Origin of the sequence: Bacteroides sp. 51, from assembly GCF_010500965.1 — a bacterium.
Lineage (GTDB): Bacteria > Bacteroidota > Bacteroidia > Bacteroidales > Bacteroidaceae > Bacteroides.
In genome coordinates this window covers 46,815-70,496 of record NZ_QVMI01000015.1, presented here as the reverse complement: position 1 = coordinate 70,496, position 23,682 = coordinate 46,815, and the positions used below count along the sequence as shown (strand labels likewise).

Below are 23,682 nucleotides of genomic sequence, written 5' to 3'. Positions count from 1 at the left end.
AAGAAGTTAGGAGTTAGAAGTAAGGTCAAGAAAACTATGCAGTATGGTAAGGACAAAACCTTACTACTAACTTCTAACTTCTTACTACTGGTTTCCTGCTCCAAAAGTAGAGCCTTTACAATTAACAAATTGGGCAAAATGGGTGAATGCCCGTTTTTAGTTGGTGAAACATAGGATTTAAAAGTTTTAAATGTATTTACTTTGTATTCACAACAGAATCAGATAGATATGAATTCAAGAAGCCTATACATAGTCCTGTTCTTACTTATATATCCGCTTTATATTGGGGCGCAGGACACTACTTATACCAAGCTCCCTGCAATAAACGCCAAACAGGCCGTCAGAAAGTTATCTAACAGCCTGGAACAAAACAAGCCCAACAAAGAAGTAGCCGGCGATTATATGACCCTGGCCAGGGAGTTTTATACCCAGGGCGATTACGCCAAAGCAGAAAACAACCTGCAACAAGCCGTGCAGCTATACAATAAGGATAAAGAACTGCAATCACAAGCCTATCGCGAACTGGCCCGGTCGCAGGAGGCTCAGGGTAAATTCAATGAAGCCATCAGCAACTATAGTAATGCAGCTAAGGCTACTAAAAAGAAAGAGCTCAGGGAAATTAATCAGAATGATGCCAACCGTTTGAAGAACCGTTCCGATCTGAAATCGCAATCCTCTTATGTCCAACGCAATATAGATATCTCCAATACGGTGAACAATAAAGATGTCGCTGCGGTGGCCCATCAGCAAATGGCGCAGATAAAGTTGGAGATGAATGACACAGAAGGGGCCGTATACGAGTTGAACAATGCACTGGAAAACGTACAGGATAGACCGGAAGAAGTATTGAAAATAAAACAGGAGATTGCCAAAACCTATGTCGCAGACGAACAATACGAGAAAGCAATCGACCTGAACGAAGCACTCGTTGCCGAAACACAGAAGAACAGCAATCCTAAAGCGGAAATCGGGCAACTTAAAAACCTGGCACATACTTACTTTGTGGCAAAGGATGAGAATAAGGGAATCCAGGCTTTGGAGCAAGCCTACCATCTGGCCATAGAAAATCACCAAACGATGGAAGCCAGGAACACTCTTCGCGAGTTGATCAACTATTATAAGGAGAATAACGATATAACCTCTGCATTAAGTACATACAATGATTTCGTGCATCAATTAGATACACTGATCAAATCGGACAGCACGCTTATTGAAGAAAAGTTTTTTCAACTGCACGAAGAGAGGATCAAACGTCTCGAAAATGAACGTGCACTTAAAGATGAACTTATTGTCCGCACCAACCGCTTTAATTATGTGTTGCTTGGAGCGATTATCCTTATTTTATTCTTTTTGGTTCTTATAGCAAGGGCACTCTATTCTATCAGCAAGAAGAATAAAAGAATAGCCCTGCAATCGCTACGCAGAGAAATGAATCCGCACTTCATTTTCAACAGCCTCAATAGCGTTAATCAGTTTATCGCACAAAATAATGAACTGGAAGCGAATAAATACCTCTCTTCCTACTCACGGTTAATGCGCAATATGATGGAAAACTCCAACAAGGACTTCATCACGCTTACCACTGAATTGGAACAACTAAAAGAATATCTTGAACTGGAGCACATGCGCTTTCGCGATAAATTCACTTACGAAATTCACGTAGACGATGCACTCGATACGGATGCGGTATACATTCCCAATATGATTATCCAGCCTCAATTAGAAAACGCTATATGGCATGGCTTGCGTTATAAAGAAGGAAACGGATTGCTCATTCTGCGGATAGAGAAGCAGGATAAGAACATTGTTATTACCGTAGAAGATAATGGAATAGGGCTGAAACGTAGCCAGGAGTTGAAAACCAAACATCAGAAGCAACACCATTCGCGGGGACTAACCAATACGAATGAGCGCATCCTGCTGCTGAAGGAGTTATATCATATACCTATCTCCATACAAATCACCGAAAAAGAAAGTGAAGGTAACAGTGGCGTTATCGTAACTTTAAGAACCGCTCTTAAATCCTAAATATGAATACATTAAATAAAATCAGAAGCGTTATTGTAGAAGATGAGTCTGCCGCCCGCGAAGCATTAAAGAACTATCTACGAAAGTACTGTCCGCAGATAGAAATCGTTGGCGAAGCTCAGAATTGCAAAGAAGCCATTCCGCTACTGCACGAACTGGAGCCGCAACTTGTATTTCTGGATGTGGAAATGCCTTTTGGCAATGCTTTCGATGTATTGGAAGGATGTAAGGACTTGTATTTTGAGACGATCTTTGTTACCGCTTTCTCCGAATATTCTCTCCGGGCGCTCAATCAAAGTGCCGCCTATTATTTATTAAAGCCTATTAGCATTGAAGAGCTTATACTAGCGGTAAATAAAGTGCAGCAGCACATTATCAATCAGGAGATTATTAACCGGAATAAAGTACTTATTGAGAATTTCCGCGAACCAAGATCAGAGAAGCAACAGGTTGTTCTTCCTACTCTCGAAGGGTTTGAAGTCGTGAAAATGGAAGAGATCGTTCGCTTGCAAGGAAATGGAAACTTCACAGATATTTATCTTAAAAATAAAACGAAGAAAATGGTTTGCCGCTTTCTGAAGCATTTCGGCGAGATCCTACCCTATCCTTTTATACGTGTTCACAAATCGCATATTATCAATGCTAATTATGTAAAGTCTTATCACAAGAACTCCGGAGGGTATATTGTACTGGAAGATAACACGGAAATCGAAGTCTCACCAACCTATAAAGAAGAGTTCCTGAATATATTTAAACCGTAGCCGGCAAGATACCGGGACCAGGTTTCCATGCGGATTAACAAAGTATTGCCACCATATGAGAACCTGGCTCCAGCGCCTCGCCGGTTAAGCATGCACGCCAATAACCATCAAAGAGCCATTATTATTGGCCAAACCAATGTTATGCTCCCGTGCAATCCATCTGACAGCTGTCATTACTTCTTCAAATGTCAGGGCCAGTTGCTTACAAAGTTCCTGTATAGATACTCCGGCAACTGTTTTTTCAAGTTCCTCCCAGACCTTTTTGGTATTACTTCCGATTTCTTTTGTCATTTAGAATTATTAAAAGTTTAGATTAAAAATATGTTTGAATATAATCAATAACTTTCAGATACGCTAATCCTACTGTCTTTTTTTTGCTTTCTTAAACTTAATGAGCACTATTTGGGAAAAAGCGACCAATCAAAGCGACACTTATAAAGTTTTGTCTCATGCCTTACTTTACTTCATACTGATAAGAACTTATTCTTATGCTCTTGAGAATTTATTCTCGCGCCTACGCAACAAACTAAAAGGACGGGAACCCGCGCAGTGCGTTTTCCCGTCCTTTCATTTCTTGTTAAGCGATTATATTAGTAGCGGCCGCCACCATATCCACCGCGGTTGCCACCGCCGTAACCTCCACGGTTACCACCACCGCCACCATAATTATTACGGCGAGGTGCTTCTTCTCTTGGGCGAGCCACAGATACTGCTATTGTTCTTCCATCAATCTCTACACCGTTCAATGCTTCAATAGCTTTGTTACCAGCTTCATCTTCAGCCATTTCTACAAAGCCATAGCCTTTTGAACGACCAGTTTCTCTATCAGTTACAATCTTCACTGAGACAATTTCGCCGTATTCAGCAAACATATCTCCTAATTCGGCTTCGCTAATCTTGTAATTTAAGCCTGCTACAAAAATGTTCATTAAAATAATGATTAAAATAAATAAAATAATAAAAAACTCACGCAAGGAGGCTTCTTAAAATAAGGAGATTATGCTCTGGCAATTAGATTGAAAAAGAATATAACCTTTCGTCAGAAACTCAATGCGGCGTAAAGATAGAAATAAGATTTGATTTACAAACATTTTATTGGAATTGATGTAGCTTATTTTAAAAAAAACTGTTTTTTATTTCAACTTAAAGCCACTTTTTCTATCTAAATACGTGAACACTAAGAACTTTTTCCTACTTTTGCGGAGAAACATGACATTGGAAAATAAAAATCACATAGCAACACTTTCGGACGAAGATTTGTTGGCACAGCACAAAAAGTCCGGGCACGCTGAATACTTTGGAACACTCTACAACCGATATATTCCGCTACTGTATGGTTTGTGCCTAAAATATCTGAATGATGAGGCCAAAGCACAAGATGCAGTGATGCAACTCTTTGAAAATCTGCTTCCTAAAATATCCGGTTACGACATTCAGACATTCAGGACATGGCTATATAGTGTAGCCCGCAATCACTGTCTACAGATATTACGCAAAGAAAGCAAAGAAATTTTAGTCGATTTCAATAGCGACCTTATGGAATCTGATGAAGTTCTGCATCTATTATGTGAAGAGGATGGCAATGCCGAACGCATGCAAGCCCTGCGCAACTGCCTGGGCAGACTACCAGATGGACAACGAATCAGCATAACCCACTTCTTCATGCAGGAAATGTCATATGCTGACATTGCCGAGAAAACAGGATATTCACTGAACACAGTCAAAAGTAATATCCAAAATGGTAAACGCAATTTAAAAATTTGCATAAATAAGCACTCAAAATGAAACTCTGGCGCTACATACAAGGAAACCGTAAAGGAAAAGAAGCTCATCGCATCGAAAAAGAAGCGATGAAAGATCCTTTTTTGGCCGATGCGCTTGAAGGATATGAAAAGACGCAGGGCAATCACCAACGCGAAGTGGCCAGACTGCAAAAACAGATCACCCGGCTGCAAAAGCGCGATACAAAAAGGTCAATCGGCAAAAAGCCGAACCACCTGAAAGCATGGAGTATAGCTGCCGGCATATTAATAGTGGTAGGTGTAGGTACCTGGTTCTTATTGAACGATTCGCCTATATCAAAGGATATCCAAACCATCACCCAGTCGGAAATGCAAACTGCTGTTCCTACCGCTTCCGGAGAAGCCCGTAAGATACTTCCCGATACAACGGAAACGCTGTCTAAAAGTCCGGCCATAGCACAGGTCACACCAAAGACAGAAGATAAGAAGGAAAAACAAATCGCTGAACCCATAATCATGGCCGAAGAAGAAGCCTATGCTATGGAAGATGTGATGATCGAAGATGTTACATTATCCGCAGTATCTACCTCCCAACAAGCCAAAACCAGAGTAGCAGAAACTTCCCAACCGCAACCGATAACGGGCATGGAAGCGTATATGAATTATATCCAAAAAAACCTGAAACGCCCTACGGATGAAGAATGCCGCAATGCAAAAGGTCCTGTGGTGGTTGTATTCAAGATCGGGCAAAGCGGCCGGCCATACAATATCAGGGTAACGCAAGGACTATGCTCTTCGACCAATAAAGAGGCCATTCGTCTTATCATCAACGGACCTGACTGGAAAAAAGGCAGTACCTCCGATGAAGCCACTATTACTATTAACTTTTAATTGACGAGATAATAAAAAGAGGAGTAAAATCACGGAATACCCCATGATTTTACTCCTTCCCTCTTTTCCTGCTGCATGATTCAACAGAGCAGGATATTTCTTTATTTCAATGTCTTATCAACAACTTCGGCAGCCGGTGCATTCTTTTTCACCGAAGCAATGCCGTTTTCTCTGTTCGATTCGCTTTCATACATTTCGCTCGTTCCGATCACCTGTCCATTGATCGCTTTCAGATTAAAGAAGAACTTTCCGTTCGATGACAACTTACGTTCAAAACGATCATCATTCGTACTGTTCTTTTTCACGGATTCAATACCATTTTTACAACTCTCTTTTGCGGTATATCCTTCACTTGTCAGGATGATTTCACCATTGGATGCTTTCAGATTAAACTGAAACTCGCCATTCTTTCTTTGGGTTATTTCAAATTTTGCCATAATATATTATTTTTATAAGTCCTATTAGTCAGTATAACATTTGACAGATAAAAAGGTTCAAGTCGTTTTTAATTTACATATTTTTAGTATATTTGTCTCCTGTAGCAGAATCATGTAATTTATAAAAAGCAAATGATGAAAAAATTGATGCTGGCAGCCACAGCAGCAGTGTTATTCAGCGCGTGTGGTTCGCCTGAAAAGAAAACGAACGAGAATCCGTTTTTCACAACGTACACAACACAATTTGAGGTTCCGCCATTTGATGAAATAAAAGCAGAGCATTACAAACCTGCATTTCTCAAAGGAATGGAAGAGGAAATGGCCGAAGTTATGGCAATTTGTAATAACTCCGAAGCCCCTACTTTTGAAAATACCATTGTCGCATTAGACCAAAAAGGTAAACTACTAAGTAAAGTACGCACTGTATTTTATGGACAAGCCGGTGCAAATACAACAGATGAGCTCGACGCTCTGAGTCGGGAGATGTCTCCTTTGTTCTCTAAACACGGTGATGACATCAGGCTAAACCCCGAATTATTTGCACGTGTAAAAGCCGTTTATGAACAGAAAGACAATCTGAGTCTCAATAAAGAGCAAATGAAGCTGCTGGAAGAGACTTACAAGAATTTTGTTCGCGGCGGCGCCAATCTACCGGAAGATAAACAAGCCACATTGCGCGAATTAAACAGCGCTATATCTGTTCTTCAGGTAACCTTTTCGCAGAACATGAGAAAAGAAACCAATGATTATCAATTGGTTGTTGAAAACCAGAAAGACCTTGCCGGACTTTCCGAAACCCTGATTGCCAATGCTGCCGAAGAAGCGAAAAAAGCAGGAATGGAAGGGAAATGGATTTTCAAATTGCAGAATCCCAGTGCACTCCCTTTCCTTCAAAGTGCCGAAAACCGTGATTTACGCGAAAAGCTATATAAAGCCTACATCAACCGTTGCAATAACAACAACGAGTACGATAATAAAGAAATCGTTAAAGAGTTAATAATCAAACGATTTGAAAAGGCTAAACTAATGGGCTATGAAGATTATGCTTCATTTGTACTGGAAGAGCGTATGGCTAAAAACTCCGCTGCCGTATACGAACTTTTAGACGAGTTATGGACACCTTCACTTAAAAAAGCAAAAGAAGAACTGGCCGATATCCAGGCTGAAATAAAAAAAGAAGGTAACAACTTCACTGCCGAAGGCTGGGACTGGCGTTACTACTTCGAAAAGGCCAAAAAATCAAAGTTCAACCTGGACGAGAACGAAGTGCGTCCTTACCTGAAACTGGAAAATGTACGTGACGGAGCCTATTATGTGGCCAATAAATTATACGGTATCACCTTCACTCCTATTAAAAACATTCCGCTTCCACACCCCGATGCCGAAGCATTTGAATGTAAAGATAAAGATGGCACACATCTGGGAGTATTGTACATGGACTATTTCCCTCGTGAAAGCAAACGCAGTGGTGCATGGTGTGGTACATATCGTTCACAAACCTATAAAGACGGAAAGCGTGTAGCTCCAGTGGTTACTATTGTCTGCAATTTCAGTCAACCCGCTCCCGGACAACCGGCTTTATTAAGTGCAGACGAAGCAAACACCCTATTCCATGAATTTGGCCACGCACTACATAATCTATTTAAAGATGTACATTACTATGGCGTTTCCGGTGTACCCCGTGATTTTGTTGAGTTACCATCACAAATCATGGAGCATTGGGTTTTCGAACCGGAAGTATTGAAAGTATATGCCAAACACAACCAAACCGGTGAGGTTATACCAACCGAACTGATCGAAAAGTTGGATAAGAGTGGCAAATACGGTCAGGGATTTGCTACAACCGAATATCTGGCGGCATCATTGCTGGATATGGATTACCATGTAATAAAACAAATCCCGGCAAACATAGACGTTATAGCTTTTGAGAACAAAGTATTGGGCGACCGTGGTTTATTAAAACAAATCCCATCACGCTATCGGACTACCTACTTCAACCACACTATGGGAGGTGGATATACTGCCGGATATTACAGCTACATCTGGGCAGAGGTTCTGGACTCCGACGCCTATCAGGCATTTGTTGAAACCGGTGATATTTACAATCAAGAAATAGCTAAGAAATTCCGCGATTATGTACTTACTCCAGGAAGCATTGATGATGCCATGGATATGTACATTAACTTCCGTGGCGCAAAACCAAATACGGGTCCACTGCTAGATAATAGAGGACTCAGATAATATAATAATATAGAGGCACAAGCACACAGTAAAGCCGCCTCTTGGCTGAGGCGGCTTTATTCATTCTCGTGGTTTCTCGGTTAAGAGAAAAGATAAAACTGATTAATAAGTCCGGATTTAAAAACAATTTACCCTTAAGAATTGTTTATTAAACCGGCTATTAACCTTTAACCCGTAACTGAAATGAGATCTAGAATTATCAACAACACTATTCTTATTGGAATACACCTTGTGGTATTCATTCTGTTTTTGTTATACGCTATTTAGCGGTAAGACTGTCATAAGGTAAAGTAAACCAAAATGTCGAACCTTTACCCTCTTCGGACTCTACGCCTATTTCTCCCCCCATCTGTTGGGCTATGACCTGACAGATGGAAAGGCCAAGTCCGGTACCTTGACTAAAATCATCTAACTTAACAAAACGTTTAAATATAGCTTCCTGCTTCTCTTTCGGTATACCACAACCGGTATCCGTTACATAGAAGTATAGCGTATTTTCACGTTTTTCATATCCAAACCGGATACTTCCTTCGGTCGTAAACTTGGCTGCGTTAATGAGCATATTCAACAGTAGCTGGGCAACTCTGCTTTTGTCCGTATACAAGTGGCAAACAGGCAGTCCGGGTTCAAACACCAGCGCAACCTTATTCTGATTTATCTTAGGAGACACCGTTACCTCAAGTTCTTGCATCAACTCATTCAACTCCACATCAGAATAATTAAAATCAAGACTTCCGGCTTCTATTTTCGACAAGTCGATGATATCACTGACTAACTGTAAAAGCAATTCGTTATTTTTTTCTATAATATCGATATACTCCTGTTTTTCCTCTTCATCTTCCGTAGCAAGCAAAATGGTTGAAAAACCGACAATAGCATTCAGAGGCGTACGTATCTCATGGCTAATATTTGCCAGGAAAGCCGATTTCAACCGGCTGGATTCTTCCGCACGTTCTTTCTCCAACACCAACGCCTCTTCCATCCTTTTGCGTTCTGTTATATCCAATAAAGAACCGATTATTGTACGCGGTTTTCCACTCTTATCCCACGTGGCAACAACCGCATGGGCTTCCACCCAGTACACTCCTTCAAATCTTCCATTGAATCTATTAACACGATATTGAGTATTTATTCTCTTTACTTTCCCTTCTTTTACCGATTCATAAGCCTGCCTTATTGAATCACAGTCTTCGTCAGCAATCTGCCCAAAATATTGTTCTTCGGTCAGCAGATAACTTTCCTGGATATTATTCGAGTTCTCTTCCTCAAGTTTTTTATTCAAATCATAATGAATTGTCTTACTCTGAACATCCCACTTCCATGATAAAATATTGGCAACTCCCAATACCATAGCCAGTTTATCATTCGTATTCTTCAATTTCTCCTGAGCATCCTTCACGCGGCGCAATGAACGTATACGGTTTTGCTGGATCAGGAGAAAAATAAACCCTACCAAACCCAGCAGGCAAGTAAGTAAAAGGTATTTATTTTCCTGAAAGAAAGTGGGAGGCATAGCGATAAACCTAGAACCCGGAGGACAAACATCCAGCGACAAACCTTTCTGCAATAACATAGCATAATTGAATACCGGTACGCCACGTGACGGGCAATAATATGGAATATCCCTTGGCTCCGTACCGTTCAAAACTTCAGTAATCGTAGCAAGTAGTTTATTTATATAAGCGTCATTATCAAAAACATATCCCCCTATCATACCATCGTTTTTGATATTTGAATAACGCAGACAAAACAGAGGAGCAGTTGAGTTTGCCGCAAATATTTTGTGAGAGTTAGCCAGCAACAAGGTATTACCTGCTACGTTTGCCGTTTGAAGCCATGAAGAGAACAACACGCCCGTCCTGAAGTTATCAACATAACTCAGTTTCTCCATCAGTTCATCTGTGGTTATTTTTTCGGCAGAAAGGAATTCATATTTAATTTGACCATATTCTTCTTTTATCAGTTCAGATAGCTCCCAACTTATATGTAGATTGATATACCTTTCATCAGCCACGAATATCAGTTTATTCATATTGGGAATAACGTAACGCATCAAATCTACATTCTCCTTAGTATATACGGGTGAGTGCAAAAAAGTCAGGTTACAACATTCCAGAAACTTCGACAACGGAATACGTTCTTCCGGTGCGAGGGCTTTCTTTTTAAAATAAGAACTTGGAGAGCCAATAAAATCCTGTTCGGCACACAATATCGTAGGTATATCTTTCCAGTGTTGTTTTATACCCTCTTTTAACAAAACCGTAGAAGTGTCTAATAGAATTAACAACCGGGGTTTTTTCGCCTGGTATTTTTCAAACAAATAATCCTGGAAATCGGATAAGAGGTTTTCATTATCCAGCACAACCATATTCATATGCTCGGTAAACACATCCAGTCCACTCGTTGCTGAAACATTATCCATAACCGGAGAAATAAGATTATTACTCCATGAACTTGATTCTGTGTGCGAATTTATGATCAGCACATAATCGTTGCTAAACCGTACACCATCTTTGGCTGGTATCTTTGTCGCTAATGAGAGAAGAAATAAGGACACAAAGAACCACCTCAAAAGAGTGGACGCGCGTTTCGCGTAAATAATAAAAACCATACTTAATAAACCTTGCAAAAAATAGAAATAACAGTTCCCCCTGTTGTTTATATTAGCAAAAGTAAGAAAAAGCATCGGAAAACATTCAATATTTTTAAAAATATCGAAATTTATTTCTCCGTTAACATGTGCATAAAATAACAAAAGCGGTTCTGCAATAGATGCAAAACCGCCCTTCTGTATTTATATACAGTTTACCCATCAACTCAATTTGTTTACTTTTATCATCAACCAATTCTATTCCGAAGAACTTCCGGAAGAATAGGCATCGCCCCACTCTGTGTACAAACATACGCCGATACCTCGACAGCTAATTTGTGCGCTTCCTGAATTGTTTTTCCAGTCAGGACAGAAGCACAAAACGCAGCAGTGAATGAATCTCCCGCTCCGACTGTATCGGCAACAGGGACTTTTGGTGTTTCCTGAAAAGAGACGACTCCGGGAGTGAAAACATAACTTCCATTGGTGCCGCAAGTCAGGATCAACATCTTCAAATTATACTTAGCCAGAAGTATCCAGCATTTATCTTGCAGATCAATTCCCGGATAACCAAACATACGACTGATCACGACCAATTCTTCATCATTTATCTTTAGGACGTTACACTTCTCAAAAGATTCTTTCAGCACTTCTTTGGTATAAAAATGCTGTCGGAGGTTGATATCGAAAATTTTCAGTTGCCCCTCCAGGTCGGGCATAGTATCCAGAAATTGGTTGATTGTTTTGCGGCTGACTTCATTTCGCTGTGCCAATGATCCGAAGCAAACGGCACGGGTACTTAGTGCCAACCGTTTCAGTTCATCGGTGAAAGGGATGTTGTCCCAGGCTACATTTTCCTTGATTTCGTAACAGGGTATTCCTTCATTATCAAGGGTTACCTGTACGGTTCCGGTTGGGTAGTTCACTTTTTCAATCTGGTGATTCAGATTCTTTTCTTTAAAGACTTCCAGGATCTCATCGCCCAGTTCGTCATTGCCAATAGCACTTACCACACAGCTATCAAAACCGAATTGTGATACATGATATGCGAAGTTGGCCGGAGCCCCTCCTATTTTTTTCCCTTCGGGCAGCATATCCCATAATGCTTCGCCCATTCCTACTATTATTTTATTCATAATTTTAAGTATTCAGTAGTTGGTTAGAAGTTAGAAGCTAGTAGTTAGAAGTAAGGTTTTATACATAACCTAGCTACTAGATTCTAGCTTCTAATTACTTCTTTGCAATCTTTCCAGTAAAGAACAATAGATATAAAACACCTACCAGCATCACCGCTACTGCTCCTAGTTGTGTATTCATCGCATCTGACGAAATACCCATAATAAGCGGGAAGATGGTTCCGCCAAACAATCCCATAATCATTAAACCGGAGATCTCATTTTTCTTATCCGGCATCTGAAGCATGGCTTGCGATACAATAATAGGAAAAATATTGGAGTTACCGAAACCGATCAATGCCAAACAAACGTAAATCATTAAAGCCGACTTGATGAAGAAAAGCCCACCCATGCCTAATAGCATCAGGATTGCACTTAGGGCAAAGAACTTTTTAGAAGAGAATTTAGCAAGCACAAATGTACCCAGAAGGCAACCTGCCAAACGGAAAAAGAAGTATACGCTATTGCCATACATGGAATCGTGAACTGACAGTCCGGCTTGCTCTACCAATAGTTTGGGGGCAGTGACATTGGTTCCGACATCAATTCCCACATGGCACATGATACCAAAGAAGGAGAGCAGAACGAGTTTATTACCTAATAGGGAGAAACATTCTGTAAAGGTAGAAGTGCGCCCTTTCTCCTCGCCTTCATTGATGGAGGTTAAACCCAGGCAGATGATGGCTATAACGGCGATGACCATAAATATAGGGAATAGCAGTCGCCAGTTTTCAAACTGTAAAGCACCATAGCGGGCAATTAACGGGGCACTAAATGAGGCAATGGCTTTTACAAATTGCCCGAAGGTCATGGCGCTGGCCAGGCGTTCTCCTCTTACCACATTGGAGAGTAAGGGGTTGAGCGATACTTGCATAAGTGTATTTCCAATGCCTAATAGGGAGAAAGAAATGAGCATGCTTGTGAAAGAATAGCTCAGTATAGGCAATAACAGCGAAAGAACTGTAATCAAAAGACTAAGCAGTACTGTTTTCCGGCGTCCGATGCGATTCATCAGCATTCCCGTTGGTACGGAGAAGATCAGGAACCAGAAGAATACCATGGATGGGAAGATATTCGCCATCGTATCGGATAGAGACAGATCGTCTTTTACATAACTGGTAGCCGGGCCAACCAGATCAACAAATCCCATGGCAAAGAATGCCAGCATAATTGGGACGAGAAGTTTTATCCCATTCCCCGCCGAGGGGGATGAGTTTGTTTTATATGATGAGTTCATAAGAGTAATAATGGTTTTTATTGTATCAGACTATACACAACTAATGAGGTCACATTATACGTTCCGCCTTTCGCATAGAAACTAATCCGATTATACGGTTCCGTTGGAAAAACAAGATTGGTCATTGCAAAACGTCCGTCCTCGCCGAACGCCTCAACGCTTGCTTTATCTATAAATAAGCGGAGTTTAAAGTTCTTGCCTTTTTCAATAGGGGCAGCAGTGATGGAAGGGAATTTATCGCTGAATGATACGATTCCACTCTTGGTTCTGTCCATGAAGAACTTGCCTTCTGCCAGATTGTAGTAGCAATCTATTTCTTCGCCTTTGGTATTGAAAAGCTGGAAGCCGATGATTTCAGCATCGCGGTTGGTGATTTCCATTTCAATTTCATATGTACCTGTATTGTCGGCTAATACCTTATCTAAATTGTAGGTGCGGTCTACTTTGAATGAGCCTTTCTTCTGGGCTTTGCCACGGAGTGCAAGCATTTCGGGAGAAGGGGAGCTTTTGAGGTATGTTTCACCATTATAGGTATAGAGGCTTAAATCGCGGGGAATGGAATTGGCGGCACGAAATTGCTGGGTCGGCACATCATTGGCATAGTCCCAATTGCTCATCCAGGCAATGGCAATACTGCGATTATCAGGTGCATTGCTCCAGGTCACCGTAGCATAATGATCCCTGCCCCAGTCCATCCATTTTGTTGCGGTCGGTGACTCGTTCACGAAAGTCTTACCATCAAATGTACCTACGAAGTATTGGGTGGCTGAACCGCCAAATGGACCGCCGGGGTTGAGGTTGCAGATGAGCACCCATTTCTTGAGTTCAGTCCCTTCGATGGGGAGTTCAATCAGGTCGGGGCATTCCCATACGCCACCATGTGCGCCATGTCCTTCGCCGAAACGGCTTTCCATGGTCCAGTCTTTGAGATTGGCAGAGGAATAGATCTGCATTTCCTGTCCGGCAGCAAGGATGAGTATCCATTTTCCGGTTTGTTCGTGCCAGAATACTTTGGGGTCGCGGAAGTCGCGTACGGTTGAGGTGAGTATCGGGTTGCGTTCGTACTTTTTAAATGTACGGCCATTATCGAGACTGTATGCCAAGCTTTGGGTCTGACGTTCTCCTGCGGAAGTATAGAAAGCTACAATGGCACCGGCACCGAAACCGGAGGTATTGTCTTTATCGACTACGGCGCTTCCGCTGAATATGGTACCCAGTCCGTCGGGGGCGATTGCGACAGGGAGGTGTTCCCAGTTGATAAGGTCGCGACTGATAGCGTGCCCCCAGTGCATATTTCCCCACATGGAGCCATAAGGGTTGTGCTGATAGAAGAGGTGATATTCACCATCTTTATATACCATTCCGTTGGGATCGTTCATCCAGCCGTAAAGGGGCGAGAAGTGATAAGCGGGGCGGAAGGTTTCGCGGTTTGAGGTATCAAATTCATCGGATAGTTTCAGTTCCGTCCAGCACAGGGCATCATCGGCAATGTGATGAAAGTTCAGTGCCACGTGTTTGTCGCTGTAGGCCGACAGGTCGAGGGGTACATAATAATCGGTCTTGGTTACGGCCAGTCGCACGTGCAGGGTTTGTACCACATCGTTATCGACGATGACGAAGAGCCGGGATTCTCCGGATGTTTCTTCGATGGGCAATAACATATATTTCTTTGGCTGGTCTACCTGAACGATGCTTTGTCCGTCGCCCAGATGCTTTACCGTATAAGGGGGATTGGCAGCTTTGCATGAGAAGAATATTCCCATCGCCCCGATAAAAGCCAGGGTTACTATGCGTGTGAACAAGTCACGAAGGTTCTTTAAATAATTCATGTTTTTAGTGGGTATTAAATTCCATAAATAAGTTCGCCGGAAAGCTGTACGGCAAAGTAACCAAAGATTGCAGATGCAAGATATAACAAATGTTTCAATAACTATAATGGATGTTACACGATATTTTTATAATTTTCGGACGCAACATTTATGGCATTCATTGAAACATAAGTTACAGCCTCGCCCTGCGTTTCGCATTTACTTTGCATGCAGAGATCAAAGAAGCCCGGAAAGCATTCTTGTGAGACTAACTTATTCAGTTAACGTTTTAAATCTATTATGTAAAATGAGAAAATTTACTTTTCTACTCCTTCTATTCTTCTGCGGACAGATGTACGCACAGGATATTACAGTAAGGGGAAGTGTTAAATCGAATACAGAATCGGACGGTGTGATCGGCGCCAACATCAGTGTAAAAGGCCAGACTACCGGAACGATTACTGATCTGGACGGGAATTATGTCTTGTCTGTTTCCCCGAACGCCACCCTTGTTTTTTCATTTATCGGATATGATACGCAGGAGGTTCCTGTTAACGGTCGGACGGTGATCAATGTGGTGCTTAAAGAATCATCGCTTGTATTGGACGAAGTGGTGGCCGTGGGCTACCGTACGGAACGCAAGGCCGACCTGACCGGTGCTGTCTCCGTGGTGAAAGTAGACGATATGATGTCGGCTGCGGAAAACAATCCGATGAAAGCCTTGCAAGGCCGGGTGGCCGGTATGCAGGTGACTTCGGACGGTAGTCCGGGCGGACAAGCTACGATCCGCATCCGTGGTATCGGTACGCTGAACAACAACGATCCTTTATATATTATAGATGGTGTACCGACTATGGCGGGCATGCACGAGATGAACTCGAATGATATTGAAAGTATCCAGGTGCTTCGTGATGCTTCGGCTGCCAGTATTTATGGTTCGCGTGCGGCAAACGGGGTGATTATCGTTACCACCAAAAAAGGAAAAAAGGGCGAGGTAAAGGTAAACTTCGATGCTTATGCTACGATGAGCATGTATCATAATAAGATTGATGTACTTAGTTCCAAAGAATATGCGCAGGCGTTTTGGAAGGCGTCGGTAAATTCGGGTAAAGACCCGAATGCCAATAGTCTGGGCATTCGTTATGATTACGACCAGGGCGCCAATGGGGCGTATACATTGAATAACCTGTATTTTCCGGAATACCTGGATGCAGCCAAAACGATGAAGCCGGCCAACACAGATTGGTTCGATGAGGTAACCCGGGGTGGGCTGGCACAATCTTACAATCTTTCCGTGAGCAACGGTACGGAGAAGGGGAATTATTACTTCTCTCTGGGGTATTATGATAATGAGGGGCTGGTGAAGAACACCGATTTCTCGCGCATCTCTGCCCGTATCAACAGCGATTATAAGATTTGGGACGATATAATTACGATTGGCGAGAATTTCACCGTGAACTACACGTCGGAGGTAACACAGCCTTATCAGATTGTGGAAGCGGCGCTGATTGCTGTTCCGTTTATTCCGGTACATACAGTAGATGGTAAAGGATGGGGTGGCCCGATTACGGGATTGCCCGACCGTCAGAACCCGGCCCGACTGATTGAGGATAATAAAGACAACCGCTACCGCTACTGGCGCATGTTCGGTAATGCTTTCCTGAACATCCAACCATTGAAAGGGCTGAATATCCGTTCCAGTTTCGGTCTGGACTATGGCAACTTCTACAAACGTTCGCTAACGTACAGCTATACCAGTGGTTATCTGGAAAGCGACCGCACCATGTCGTACATTGAGCAGGCGCATTGGCTGAAATGGACGTGGACGAACGTGGCTACGTATGACTTTCAGATCGGGAAACACCGCTTCGAAACCATGGCGGGTATGGAAATGTTCCGCCAGGAGGATATTAACTTCAACGCTTCGCGCGAAGGGTATCTATTGGAGACACCCGAATATATGTGGCCCGACCTGGGCACGGGTACAAGCAACGGTGGGGGTAGCTCGACGGCTTATTCTTTGATGTCTTTCTTCGGCAAAGTGAACTATGCATATGATGACCGTTATTTGTTGTCGGCTACATTGCGTCGCGATGGTTCTTCACGTTTCGGTAAGAATAACCGTTGGGGGATGTTCCCGGCGTTCAATGCCGGTTGGAAGATCAATCAAGAAGCATTCATGGAGGGTACTACGGATTGGTTGTCGGATTTGAAGCTGCGCTTCGGCTGGGGACAAACCGGTAACCAGGAGATGAACAACACGGCTATCTATGATATTTACACGACGGATTACGGTAAAGGTGATCCCACCTGGAATGCGGTATGGGGCACGGCTTATGATTTTAACGGCACGGGCAGCGGCTTGCTGGCTTCGGGCATTAAACGTGCGCAACTCCAGAACCCTGACCTGAAATGGGAAACAACTACGCAAACCAATATCGGTCTGGACTTCGGATTCTGGGGACAGTCGCTTTACGGTTCGGCGGAGTATTACATCAAGAAAACGGAAGATATTCTTTATTCGCCCGGCTATGCGGCCATCATTGGCGAAGGGGGGAATAAGTATTACAACGGTGCGAGCATGGAAAACAAGGGATTTGAGTTTACGCTGGGCTATCGCAACCGCACGGGCTTCGGATTGGAGTATGACGTAACAGCGAATATCTCGACGAACAAGAATAAGGTAACTTATTTGCCGGAGTCGGTGAAGAACTCCTACGGTGGTAATGGTACGTACGATAACATTCTGGGACGTCCGCTGAATTCTTTCTATGGCTACGTGGCCGATGGTATTTTCAAGTCACAGCAGGAGCTTGACCAGCATGTGCAGCAGGACGGCAAGGCGTTGGGCCGCATCCGCTACGCGGATATCAACAATGATGGTAAGATTGACGACGGCGACCGTACGTGGATTGGCGATCCGTACCCTGATTTCTCTTATGGTTTGAACATCAACCTGGCGTATAAGAACTTTGACCTCACGGTTTACCTGCAAGGTATCCAGAACGTAGATGTGATTAATACGGTGAAGTACACTACGGATTTCTGGAGTGTTTCGGACACGTATTCCAATAAAGGCCGCCGCCTGTTGAGTGCTTATGACCCGATTACGAATCCCGATTCAAACATCCCGGCACTGAGCTATACGGACAGCGCTAATGAATCGCGCTTTTCTACTTATTTCGTGGAAAATGGTTCGTACCTGAAGCTGCGCAACATCCAGTTGGGATATAACGTTCCGCGCAGTGTGATCAGCAAGATCCGGTTGAGCAGGCTCCGCGTCTATGCCAGCGCGCAAAACCTGTTCACCATAAAGAGCGGCGGATTCACGGGCGTAGATCCTGAGAACCCAGCATGGGGCTACCCTATCCCACTAACTGTAACCTTCGGACTTAACGTTTCATTCTAGCAGCGAGGCGGCAGCGAGGCGCTGCACCCAGGTTTCCTGCGGTTTCCAAGCAGTTTCACTTAAATAACTAAAAAAACATCATGAAAAAGATTATATATACCACATTCATCACCCTTTCAGCACTATGCCTGCATAGCTGCGACTTCCTGGACGAAGACGCGCAGGGCATCCTCAGCGAAGAACAAGCCAAAGCCCCTGCATCTATTGATGGTTTGGTTACGGCCGCTTATTCATCACTCGGTAACGATCATTACGACAAGCCATTCAGTCTGTGGCCTTACGGAACGGTACGCTCGGACGATGCATACAAAGGTGGGAATGATGAGAATGACATCGTGAACTTCCATTTCTATGAGATATCGGAGAATATTAAAACGGACTTTGGCGAAGCCGATGGTCTTTGGTTCTTCATGTACCAGGCCATCTCGCGCACGAACTCAGCACTGGCTGTACTAAAGAATGTTGATCCCGCCACGTACAACCTTAAGGATACGCGCATGGGCGAGATGTATTTCCTGCGTGGTCACTTTTACTTCATGCTGAAAATCGTATTCGGACGTATTCCTTTTGTGGATGAGGATATGCCTATCGAAGAGTACGACAAGGTGCCCAACACGCTGACTACGGATGAGCAATGGGCGTTGATCTGTGCCGATTTTAAGAAAGCGTATGATCTGTTGCCCACCACGCAAAGTCAGGTGGGACGTGCCAACAAAATTGCAGCGGCGGCATATCTGGCCAAAGCGTACTTATATAAGGCGTACCGTCAGGATGATCCGAAAAAGAATGAGCTGACCGCCATCAATGCCGATGATCTGACGCAGGTGTTGGCGTATACTCAGATCGCCATGAATTCTTCCTATGGTTTGGAGTCGGACATGGCTTGTAACTTCCTGCCGGGTGCTTATCAGAATGGCCGGGAGTCCTTGTTCGCCATTCAGTATTCCATTGACGATGGAACGATGTTCGGTCGCCTCAACTGGGGGGATGTACTTTCTGTGCCTATGGGCGTGGGATGTTGCGACTTCCACAAGCCTAGCCAAAACCTGGTGAATGCATATAAAACCGTTGGCGGGTTGCCCAACTTCGATGGGTATGATAACAGCAACTACCAGATTGGCGTAGATAAAGCTGATCCTCGTCTGTATCACACCGTGGCGCTGCCTGGTGTACCTTATAAATATAACGAAGAGCTCGTTTACGAAGAGAACTGGAACCGCAACCCGAATACGTATGGCATTTATGCTTCACTGAAAGAGAACGTTGACCCGTCATGCGATTGTTTCAAGAATGTATCGCCTTTCTATGGCAACTCCAAAAACAGAATCGTTATCCGCTATGCCGATGTGGTTTTGATGCGGGCGGAAGCACTTATCGAACTGAACCGCGAAAGCGAAGCGTTATCCCTCATCAACCTGATTCGCGAAAGGGCGCAGAACAGTACGGTGTTTATTCCTTACGCAAAGAACCTACAGGTCGATCTGTATAAAGATGGCGTAAACTGTACGTGGAGCAATGACTTTGCACGTCAGGCACTCCGCTGGGAACGCCGCCTGGAATTTGCTATGGAGGGTAGCCGCTTCTTCGACCTCGTACGCTGGGGTGTGGTAACGGAAACAATGAATGCTTTCTTCCGCACGGAATCCGCTCGCCGCAGTTTCCTCGGCAGCGGCAAGTTCGATAAGAACCAGGATGAATATATTCCTATTCCGCAACAACAAATCAGCTTCACCAATGGCATCTACCAACAAAACCCCGGCTGGTAACCGGCAAGGTGCCGGTGCCAGGTTTCCATGCGGGCCACGAGCCGGGGCAGCCAGGTTTCCATGCGGGTGGACAGCGTGAATCTGGCTCCGGCGCCTCGCCGGCGGCTGCGCAGCCAAACTCTCCTCCTTTTCGAGGAGGAGTACCCCGAAGGGGGGGAGGTGGTGGAAGAACCATTTAAACAACCCATACAATAAACAATATATATGAAAACAATAATATACCCAATCATTTTCTGTCTTGCATTGGCCCTCACTTTGGCCTCATGCGACGACGATAATTACAACGGAATCCAAAACCAGGGCGAAGTAAAGCTCCTCACCTTCACCGCCGGAGCAAAGTTGGAAACCCTCGACGAGGAAAGTTCCCTCATTAACCTGGTGTACAAAACCGGAACGGACCTCACCAAAGTCACTCCGTCTTTTACCTTATCCGAAGGAGCAAGCATCAAAACCCCCGCAAACCCGAACGGACCGATTGACTTCTCGGGTGTGGTAACCTATACGCTGATCAACGGCAATGTGTACCATGACTATAAGATTATCAGCAAACATGTAGCCGATGTAACGAACTTCAATCAGTTCACCGTTGGCATATATAATGGTTCTGTAGATAACGCCGAACGAAAGATTGTCGTTAAGATGCCGCTGAATACCGATGTTACTGCACTGGCACCATCCTATGCGTTGTCCGAAGGGGTTACCCTGGTTTCTCCCACAGAAACTGTGCTCAACTTTACGAATCCCGTTCAATATACCATCAGTTATCTGGACGAATCATTTACTTATGAAGTATCTGTGGAACTGGTAGACTTCCGCAAGATGGCTTTCCTTGGTGCTCCGGCCTCAGCAGGCGACATCACCAATATGGACGATAAAACAGCTTATGAATGGTTTGCCGCCAACTTCCCGGTAAATGAATATATTTCCTTTGCCGATATTAAAGCGGGCAAAGATTTGAATGACTATGCAGTGATTTGGTATCACTATGATGCTTACGATAAAGGTGGCGACCCGGTTGTGCATTCCGATGTCAATGCACAGGTCACCGATGCTTTGAATGCTTATCTGGCACAAGGCGGCAACCTCTACCTCAGTTCCGCCGGTATGGCGCTGGGCAACGTACTCAACATTGCCAAAGACGGCAAAATGTGGAACAACGCCTGGGGATATGACAACACCCCATTCCTGGTAAACGACGATAACGGTATCGGTTGGGGAATGCGCGTCAAAGACCCATCCCACCCTGCGTTCAGGAACATCCAATGGAACACAGGCGAAACTCACCGCTTCTTCCTCATCAGCAACGGCTGTTACGCCAAAGGCCACAACATCCGCTGGAACTTCACAGCCGATTGGGACGGCAATGTCTACAATCGCGACGTGGCTCGCTGGGAAGCAACCAACGGCGGTCGGCAACTCGCTTCGCTGCATTGGGACGATCAGATGAATGAGGTATGTATCATGACCGAATACGAACGCAATGCCGAACGCGGTGCCGTAATCACTATGGGAGCCGAATGTTACGATTGGTATAACGAAGAGAACTCTCCGGCAAATAAATACCGCCGGAATCTGGAAACGCTGACGTATAACATTCTGAATTACCTGGCTGAATAATACTGTAGGGGCGGTTCGCGAACCGCCCCTACAGAAAACCAATAAAAACAATGAAAACAATAACATACCAAATCATCATCTGTCTTGCATTCGCCTTATCGGCATGCAGCGATACCGATTACATCAGCAACGACCCCACCGCAGCCCCCGGCCCGGCTATCTACGATGTAGACGACTCTTTTTCGAGCTATTCTACCTTCTTTAAACCCGCTCAGGGATGGGTAGGCGACCCGATGCCTTTCTACGAGAACGGCAAGTTCCACGTATTCTACCTGCAAGACGCACGCGATGGCGGAGCCACCTTCCACCCCATCTACAAGGCCGTAACCACCGACTTCGTGTCCTACGAAGACACCGGCGAAATGATTCCTTGCGGTGAAGACAACGGTCGCGAAGATGCTCTCGGCACCGGTTCGGTATTCAAGGAGGGCGATACCTACTATTTCTTCTACACGGCGCACAACGCCAACCTCGACCCCAAAGAAGAAATATTCTACGCCACCTCAACCGACCTCAACACCTGGGAAAAACAGGGTTACGCCATCAACGGCTGGGGCGACGGCTACGACCGCAATGACTTCCGCGACCCGTTCATCATAAAGAACCCCGACGGAAGCTACACGATGCTCGTCACCACCCGCGCCGACTATAAAGGTTCCTGGCGTGCCGTCCTCTCGCAATACACATCCGACCGCCTTACCGGAGGCTGGACCCGGAAAGAGCCCTTCTATGACAGCGAAGAAACAATGAACCTGGAATGTCCCGACGTATTCAGCATGGGCAGCTACCAATACCTCATCTTCTCCGAGCAGAACGACCGTCGCGGAGTACACTACGTTTACCGCACGGTAAGCAACCACAGCTACGGTGAATGGATCGTGCCTGCCGATAACTTCCTGGATGGTTATGCGTACTATGCTGCCAAAACTGCATCGGACGGCACAAACCGTTATCTGTTCGGCTGGTGCCCCACGCGCGATGACCACAAAGATAAGAATGCATACAGTTGGGCCGGTGCGCTGGTAGTCCACCGTCTTTACCAAAAAAGTAATGGCGAACTTGGACTCGGTATCCCCGAAAGCATCGACCAGAAGTACAACGATAAGGTGGATCTCAAGACCGAGATTGTGAAACACACCACCGTCAGCGCCAATACCTACTCCCTAAGGAGCACAGACGAGAAAGCGGTGGTTGTTTTCCCCCGTTTCGAGAAAGGCACCAGCAAGATTTCGGCAACCGTAAAGGCAGCAAGCGCCAAACGTTTCGGCATTGAGTTTGCAGCCGGAGGCAGTCGCAAATATGTGTACGATCTGGTTATTGACCCCGCCGCAGGCAAAGTAAAACTGGATTATGTGGTCGGTGGAGAGGTGAACAGTACCCTGACCGAAGCTAAACTTCCGGCTGCCGTAAATGGCGAATACCAGATAAAAGTGTTGGTAGAAAACTCCGTCTGCGTGGCTTACATTAATGATGAAGTTGCTCTATCGAATCGCATCTACCAGATGAACCAAAACCCTTGGGGCATATTTGCCGAAGAGGGAGACGCTACATTTACCGTGGAATTGCGGCAAGATGCCGCTTCCAGATAAGTGCTTCTCTGATCTCTGGAGAAGAGGAGGCTGTCCAAAAGGTTAATGATTTACCGTAGGGGCGGTTCGCGAACCGCCCAAGTCATGGAAAATCGTTTTCTGCGCGCTATAGGGCGGTTCGCGAACCGCCCCTACAGTGAATGGAAAAACCTTTTAGGACAGCCCTTTATCGTATGCCTGCATAACAGAGAGAAGACGCACCCTTCCTTAAATACCACAGGAGCAAAAGCCGAAAGCCATAACCGGAAATTTAAAATGCCAGTAGCATATGCTTCCTGACACCCGGGTGTGAACGACTCTGACACCCGGGTCTCAACACACCTGACACCCGGGTGTCAAGACCATTCACACCCGGGTGTCAGGAACACCAAGAAACCGTCATTTGAAACTA

Annotated in this window: 16 protein-coding genes; 9 read left to right on the top strand and 7 right to left on the bottom strand. The window is 44.6% G+C overall.

Annotated elements, in window-relative coordinates; genetic code table 11:
- Nucleotides 1-228: 228 nt before the first annotated feature.
- Both D0T87_RS12365 and D0T87_RS12360 read left to right on the top strand, forming a co-directional pair.
- Nucleotides 229-2,028, top strand: coding sequence for a histidine kinase (locus D0T87_RS12365; protein ID WP_163175444.1), 1,800 nt, complete (start codon nucleotides 229-231; stop codon nucleotides 2,026-2,028).
- 2 nt (nucleotides 2,029-2,030) lie between these two features.
- Entirely contained in the window at nucleotides 2,031-2,789 is a 759-nt protein-coding gene (locus tag D0T87_RS12360) for a LytTR family DNA-binding domain-containing protein (RefSeq protein ID WP_163175443.1), read from the top strand.
- An 84-nt stretch (nucleotides 2,790-2,873) separates the two neighbouring features.
- Here the strand turns inward: D0T87_RS12360 and D0T87_RS12355 are convergent, their stop codons facing one another.
- Nucleotides 2,874-3,080 (bottom strand): winged helix-turn-helix domain-containing protein, encoded by a 207-nt coding sequence (locus D0T87_RS12355; RefSeq protein ID WP_163175442.1) that lies wholly within the window; start codon nucleotides 3,078-3,080, stop codon nucleotides 2,874-2,876.
- 299 nt (nucleotides 3,081-3,379) lie between these two features.
- On the bottom strand, nucleotides 3,380-3,718 hold the full coding sequence (locus D0T87_RS12350) for an RNA-binding protein (protein ID WP_163175441.1): 339 nt from the start codon (nucleotides 3,716-3,718) through the stop codon (nucleotides 3,380-3,382).
- Nucleotides 3,719-3,998: 280 nt separating this feature from the next.
- Between D0T87_RS12350 and D0T87_RS12345 the strand changes: the two genes are divergently transcribed.
- Both D0T87_RS12345 and D0T87_RS12340 read left to right on the top strand, forming a co-directional pair.
- Nucleotides 3,999-4,574 carry an RNA polymerase sigma factor gene (locus tag D0T87_RS12345; RefSeq protein ID WP_163175440.1) on the top strand — a complete coding sequence of 192 codons (576 nt, stop codon included), beginning with the start codon at nucleotides 3,999-4,001 and terminating at the stop codon, nucleotides 4,572-4,574.
- The gene (locus tag D0T87_RS12340) at nucleotides 4,571-5,422 is read left to right on the top strand and encodes a hypothetical protein (RefSeq protein ID WP_163175439.1); all 852 of its coding nucleotides are present in this window, start codon (nucleotides 4,571-4,573) and stop codon (nucleotides 5,420-5,422) included. The genes D0T87_RS12345 and D0T87_RS12340 overlap by 4 nt, the downstream gene beginning before the upstream one ends.
- 101 nt (nucleotides 5,423-5,523) lie before the next feature.
- On the opposite strand, the gene D0T87_RS12335 is transcribed toward D0T87_RS12340, so the two are convergent.
- The gene (locus D0T87_RS12335) at nucleotides 5,524-5,862 is read right to left on the bottom strand and encodes a YegP family protein (protein WP_370526845.1); all 339 of its coding nucleotides are present in this window, start codon (nucleotides 5,860-5,862) and stop codon (nucleotides 5,524-5,526) included.
- Nucleotides 5,863-5,994: 132 nt separating this feature from the next.
- On the opposite strand from D0T87_RS12335, the gene D0T87_RS12330 reads away from it, so the two are divergent.
- Complete coding sequence (locus tag D0T87_RS12330; RefSeq protein WP_163175512.1) at nucleotides 5,995-8,100, top strand: M3 family metallopeptidase; 2,106 nt, start codon at nucleotides 5,995-5,997, stop codon at nucleotides 8,098-8,100.
- A 259-nt stretch (nucleotides 8,101-8,359) separates the two neighbouring features.
- Here D0T87_RS12330 and D0T87_RS25090 read toward each other — a convergent pair whose 3' ends face one another.
- From D0T87_RS25090 to D0T87_RS12310, 4 genes are all read right to left on the bottom strand, one after another.
- Nucleotides 8,360-10,657, bottom strand: coding sequence for an ATP-binding protein (locus D0T87_RS25090; protein WP_203558680.1), 2,298 nt, complete (start codon nucleotides 10,655-10,657; stop codon nucleotides 8,360-8,362).
- 281 nt (nucleotides 10,658-10,938) lie between these two features.
- On the bottom strand, nucleotides 10,939-11,826 hold the full coding sequence (locus D0T87_RS12320) for a carbohydrate kinase (protein WP_163175436.1): 888 nt from the start codon (nucleotides 11,824-11,826) through the stop codon (nucleotides 10,939-10,941).
- Nucleotides 11,827-11,920: 94 nt separating this feature from the next.
- Nucleotides 11,921-13,102: an MFS transporter gene (locus D0T87_RS12315; RefSeq protein ID WP_163175435.1), complete on the bottom strand. Its 1,182-nt coding sequence runs from the start codon at nucleotides 13,100-13,102 to the stop codon at nucleotides 11,921-11,923.
- Nucleotides 13,103-13,119: 17 nt separating this feature from the next.
- Nucleotides 13,120-14,865 (bottom strand): GH32 C-terminal domain-containing protein, encoded by a 1,746-nt coding sequence (locus D0T87_RS12310; protein ID WP_239063648.1) that lies wholly within the window; start codon nucleotides 14,863-14,865, stop codon nucleotides 13,120-13,122.
- 352 nt (nucleotides 14,866-15,217) lie between these two features.
- On the opposite strand from D0T87_RS12310, the gene D0T87_RS12305 reads away from it, so the two are divergent.
- The 4 genes from D0T87_RS12305 (at nucleotide 15,218) to D0T87_RS12290 (ending at nucleotide 23,291) form a co-directional block, all read left to right on the top strand.
- On the top strand, nucleotides 15,218-18,319 hold the full coding sequence (locus D0T87_RS12305) for a TonB-dependent receptor (protein WP_163175433.1): 3,102 nt from the start codon (nucleotides 15,218-15,220) through the stop codon (nucleotides 18,317-18,319).
- Nucleotides 18,320-18,399: 80 nt separating this feature from the next.
- Nucleotides 18,400-20,085 (top strand): RagB/SusD family nutrient uptake outer membrane protein, encoded by a 1,686-nt coding sequence (locus tag D0T87_RS12300; RefSeq protein ID WP_163175432.1) that lies wholly within the window; start codon nucleotides 18,400-18,402, stop codon nucleotides 20,083-20,085.
- 204 nt (nucleotides 20,086-20,289) lie between these two features.
- Entirely contained in the window at nucleotides 20,290-21,702 is a 1,413-nt protein-coding gene (locus D0T87_RS12295) for a DUF4960 domain-containing protein (protein WP_163175431.1), read from the top strand.
- 50 nt (nucleotides 21,703-21,752) lie between these two features.
- Nucleotides 21,753-23,291: a glycoside hydrolase family 32 protein gene (locus D0T87_RS12290; RefSeq protein WP_163175430.1), complete on the top strand. Its 1,539-nt coding sequence runs from the start codon at nucleotides 21,753-21,755 to the stop codon at nucleotides 23,289-23,291.
- The last annotated feature ends 391 nt before the right edge of the window (nucleotides 23,292-23,682 follow it).